The 5,070-nt window shown below is 31.6% G+C and carries 4 protein-coding genes; 2 read left to right on the top strand and 2 right to left on the bottom strand.

Annotation, left to right across the window (positions count from 1 at the left end):
- The first annotated feature begins 565 nt into the window (after window positions 1-565).
- A complete protein-coding gene (locus CN514_RS14135; RefSeq protein ID WP_176525916.1) occupies window positions 566-1,081 on the top strand; it encodes a beta/gamma crystallin-related protein in 516 nt (171 codons plus the stop codon).
- A 514-nt stretch (window positions 1,082-1,595) separates the two neighbouring features.
- Here the strand turns inward: CN514_RS14135 and CN514_RS14130 are convergent.
- Complete coding sequence (locus CN514_RS14130) at window positions 1,596-2,996, bottom strand: MFS transporter (protein WP_176525915.1); 1,401 nt, start codon at window positions 2,994-2,996, stop codon at window positions 1,596-1,598.
- A 25-nt stretch (window positions 2,997-3,021) separates the two neighbouring features.
- The gene (locus CN514_RS14125) at window positions 3,022-4,617 is read right to left on the bottom strand and encodes a beta-N-acetylhexosaminidase (RefSeq protein WP_176525914.1); all 1,596 of its coding nucleotides are present in this window, start codon (window positions 4,615-4,617) and stop codon (window positions 3,022-3,024) included.
- A 199-nt stretch (window positions 4,618-4,816) separates the two neighbouring features.
- Here CN514_RS14125 and CN514_RS26180 point away from each other — a divergent pair.
- A partial coding sequence (locus CN514_RS26180) for a hypothetical protein (protein ID WP_217993927.1) occupies window positions 4,817-5,070 on the top strand: 254 nt, incomplete at its 3' end.

Below are 5,070 nucleotides of genomic sequence, written 5' to 3'. Positions count from 1 at the left end.
GGAATTATTTTACAAAACAAAATTATTTAACGGTTGATTGCAAAATAAAAATAACAAATAAAAATCAATTTTGGAATTAACAGATTATTATAATTCTCTAATTTTAGAAATTAGTGGTCATTTCCGTTTTTTAGATGCATATCAATAAAATGTATTTGTTGGACATAAATACATAGTTAACATTTTTTCTAAAGAAAGGTAGTGAAGTGATGCAAGAAGTTATTCTATTTGAGAATAGTAATTTTCATGGAGAACATAGGCATTTTTAAGCGACAGAAAAAAATCTAGGTTCATTTAATGACAAAACCTCTTCAATAGCAATTTTGGAAGGTAATTGGCGGTTCTACCGAGATGCAGATTTGAAAATCCCCTACGCGCCTGTATTAGGACCGGGACTCTATTCATTTGTTTGAAACTATGATATCGAAAATGACCAAATCACTTCACTAGCACCAACAAATGAACCCGCAACATTCGGTGGAACACCAATCAACAATCATGTCATTTTGTTTGAGCATAGTGACTTTCGTGGGGCACACAAGCTATTCTTACTGCTGAAACAAACTTGAATGCCATTGATGATCATTCCATTAATGATAAAGCCTCATCCATCGTAGTAATTGGTGGAAATTGGCGATTGTATCGTAATTCTGGCATTAACATATCCTATGCTCCTGTTTTAGGCCCTGGATTATATCGATTTGTTGGAGATTGGCAGATTGAAAACGATCAAATATCATCGTTGAAGCCTACAAATGAAATTGCAACAGTAGGAGTGGATCATTTGGACAGCCTTGGACAACCAGCTGATCGACAGCTTACCTTATTTAAAGAGGACAATAAGCATGGAGATCATAGTCACGTTTTTGCTGCAGAACCAAATCTAAATGACCCTAGTGATAATTCGTTTAATGATAATGTAAGATCAATCGCTGTAAAAGGAAAACGATTTTGGAGAATATACTTAGATTCTCAATTCATAACACCAACCAACTATATGTTGGGGGCTAGTATTCATTCTATATCTGATTCTTATTATTCACAATTTAGCTTAATATCATCCTTATTGCCTGATTTTTAACATTTTTAATTGTAATTTCATCTAATCTAAAAGTAGTTTTAAATAAAAATTATCTAACATCTTTATCGATAGCATAAAAATACCAAGCTTGAAAACTGTGGTATACCTTACTAATTTATTATGAGTAATTATATTCCAGATTTTTACGTTTTTACTTCCTCATGAACCTCCTATGAGTAACTATATTTTAGATTCTCGCTGGTTTATTTCCTCATGAACCTCTTATGCATAATTATATTCCAGATTTTTACGTTTTTTACTTCCTCATGAACCTCTTATGAGTAACTATATTTCAGTTTTTTGCTGTTTTACTTCCTCATGCCCCTTTATGAGTAACTACTTTTCACGTTTTTGCTCTTTTTCTTACTCATACCATTCCCGTTACTTCAATAAGGAGAAAATAAAACAATTCAACCACTCCATACAAACACAATACAAATAAAAAGGACATTTTGATTAAAAAATGTCCTTTTTACCAATTACATCATATTTAGGTTGTATAACTATCAAACTCTCAGTTTTTACTTTGATTAGCAAGTGCCATTTCTTTAACTTGTTCTTCAGATAAGTCATAGAACTTAAGGAAGATGAATAATGCAATTAAGCATCCTACCGCTCCACCTAGATTAAATGTCGTCCATAAGGATTTAAGGGTAGTAGCAGATTGAGTAACGGCATGTCCATTTGTTGCGGCTTTATAGCCTGCAATACCGATGATCCACATTCCAAGTCCTCCGGATATTGCTCCAATAATTTTAGAACTGAATGTTTGTGTTGCAAAAATAACTGCTTCAAAACGTGTACCATTTTTATAGCAATCATATTCAACTGAATCAGCAAAGAACATTGGATAAATAACAAACTGCGGTGCTATTAACATTGCTTTAAGAACTGAAACGCCTAAAAATAATCCGAAATTTTCGTATGCAACAAAGTATGTTACAATTGATAGTAATGCATTTGCAGCTAAAGCAAAAGACATAAGTTTAATTTTTCCATATTTGTTTACTAACTTTGGAACAAATGGAGCAACAAGAACTACAGGTAGAATTCCAATTCCAAGAATAAGTGAAACTTTAGTTGCGTCCTTATAAATATCAGTAGCCACAAAAGGTGCTAAAGTGTTTGTAAAGTTAACTCCGTTTGCAATGATATTTACGATTACGATTGTTTTTAAATATTTGTTATTTAATAGTGAATGTAAGATTTCTTTAATTGCAGGTTCTTTTTTATTTGATTTAACTCGTTCTTTTACAAATCTTGTCAATGACATGACTACAAATGCAATGATTGAAAAAATTAATACTGAAATCATGTAATTGCTATCAGTTGCCTTTAAAACGCTTGGGAATGCAGCTACTGCAACAAGTATACCGACAATACCAGTAATTTGATTGTTGGCAAGTAAAACTGTTCGTTCTTCAGGGTCTGGTGTGATCACAGTTGAAAATGCGAATGCAGGAGCATCTGCAGCAGCATAAAGTGTACCCCATACTAAATATGTGACAGCTGCATAACCAATACGTACACCTTCAGAAGCTGCAAGTAATTGATGACTAAATCCAAAACAAAGAAAAGTCATAATAGGTACAGTAATTGAAGCTAGATTTACCCAAGGTTTAAATTTTCCACTCTTTAAATTTAGTCGTTCGATAATTGTTGCCAGAGTTGGATCTACAAATGCATCCCAAATTCTTGCTAGTAAAAGAATACTACCTACAGTTGTTGCACTGATTCCTAAAACACTAGTATAATAAACTGCTAAAAATGAAGATACAATGAAGAAAATAATATTTTGACCAAAGAAATATGAGCTGTACATGAATCGCTCTGATTTTTTTGTAACAAAGGCATTTTTCGGTTTAGCATTTTTTTCTATAATTATTCGTTCATTTACAACTGAATTTTTCCCCATATTCCCACTCCCCATAGCTTATTGATTACATTGTTTGTTTTAAAAGTTCCGCTGCTGTTTTTTCGTCAAAAATATTATTTAAAAACTTAGAGATCATTACTTGTTTTTCTTTTTCATCTAACCCCATATCAACATCGCTATTTTGAAGAAATTGAAACATCATCATCAAGAACTGTTTCGCTTCTTCCTGAGCAGCCTGTCCGTTAATTGTTGCTGCTTCAAATGGAGCATGATTTAAAGTAATTACGTTTAAATCTTCCATATATACTTTTAAACGTAATAGGAAATCTTCATAGTTTCTCTCGATCGTCCATGCTGATTCTGCAAGTGCATTTATTCTAGGAGAAATCATAAATTCCAATATTTCTGGTGTAGTTACTCTTTCAGTCCAAATTGCCCCTTCAATTCCTAACACATTTGAAGCATTTAACGCAGGATTAGGTTGATATTCATAAGTTTTCTGTAATGTTACTAGTGAATACGGATAATCAAAATAGCAGTTAAACAATTCAGAGAAAATGACTTCCTGTCCATTTTCAAAGTATGGCTTGCAATAGCTTTCCTCAGTAAATTCAACCCAATATTGTGTTATCAAGTTGTTTTCAACTTCTTTAGATCTTAATGTTTCATTCCAACAAACGACTTGTTTACCATGTTGATTTAAATGAGCAGTTATTCGTTTAGTAAATGCATATTGCAGATCATCAAAATTATCGATGTTATTTTTTTTCATAAGTGCTAAACAATGGGGACAGGTTTTCCAATTTGTTTTTGGTACTTCATCTCCACCTATATGGAATTTTGATGAAGGGAAAAGCTGAACGATTTCATCTATTAGATTAAACATCCAAGTATATGTTGATTCTTTTCCAGGACAGAGAACTGTCTTATACACACCAGCACTACATGCTAATTCTACTTTTTCCTCAAAACAGCTAAGACTTGGATTAGCAATTAACATGGCAGTGACATGTCCAGGCATATCGATTTCTGGTATAACTTCTACCCCTCTAGTTTGAGCATATTTGATAACTTCTCTTATCTCATCTTGTGTATAATACTCCTGATTTTCAGTTAATTTAGGATATACTTTTGATTCAATTCTCCAGCCTTGGTCATCGGATAAATGCCAATGCAACACATTTAATTTATTTAACGACATTTCTTCGATAATCTTTTTCATTACATCCACGTCGAAGAAATTTCTACTAACATCTACAAGTAATCCTCTATGCTTATATTTCGGATAATCTATAAAAATAACTCCGTCTAGTTTTCGATTAGAAGTTTTGATTGCTTCGACAATCAATACATATAGAGTAGTAAGAGCATTTTTTATTCCGGAGTCATCATTTGAGAATACTTTTATTTGATCAATAGAAATATCAATCTTATAACCACTTTCTTCAACTGTTGGATCCTTTATTAATTCAATATCAGCATTTGTATTTAAATCGGTTTCCGACACTAAAATGTCACATTTTGACTTTATTCTGTCCGAAAATACCTCGATCCCAGCATCAATGAAGTCTTTATTTCTAATCGAAAGTGTTTCTTTTATAGCGAAACAAATCTTTTCTTTTAATTCGATTTTACTGTTGATCTTTGGTATTAAATTCATAAAGTCCCCTACTTTCATTTTTAAATTTTTTGGTATTCATTTCGGTTTAACAATCCACTTTTTTTCAAATAGTATAATTGTCAAACCTTGAAAACCCTTTCATTTTGTTGTGTCTAAAATATATAATAATCGAATAGAGTAATTTGATATTTTTTTGTGCATTTTGATAAAATATTGCTCAAAATTGTGAGGTACTTCTTTGAAAAATTATAAACTCATAAACATATCTGAACTAAAAATAAAAGCAAACAGTTTCCATATTGTGTCTGGAGTAGACGTTATAGGCATAGATCTTGATTTCAATATCGTTTTTACTTTTACTTCATCTAATCATAAAAATGACCATCATAATTTCCTAATGGATACACTTGAAACAATTAAAGTGAAATTAGCATCTATTTTAGAATCTAAAAATAATTATTTTAAACTTTATTGGCAAGAAACTCTCTTATA

The sequence above is a fragment of the Bacillus sp. AFS001701 genome (assembly GCF_002559405.1).
Classification (GTDB): Bacteria; Bacillota; Bacilli; order Bacillales; family Bacillaceae_G; genus Gottfriedia.
This window is presented reverse-complemented; position numbering and strand designations above follow the sequence as displayed.

Bases quoted from the DNA above. Each gene is read 5' to 3' on its own strand.
- CN514_RS14125 (WP_176525914.1), bottom strand. From the start codon at position 4,617: ATGAATTTAATACCAAAGATCAACAGTAAAATCGAATTAAAAGAAAAG.
- CN514_RS14130 (WP_176525915.1), bottom strand. From the start codon at position 2,996: ATGGGGAAAAATTCAGTTGTAAATGAACGAATAATTATAGAAAAAAAT.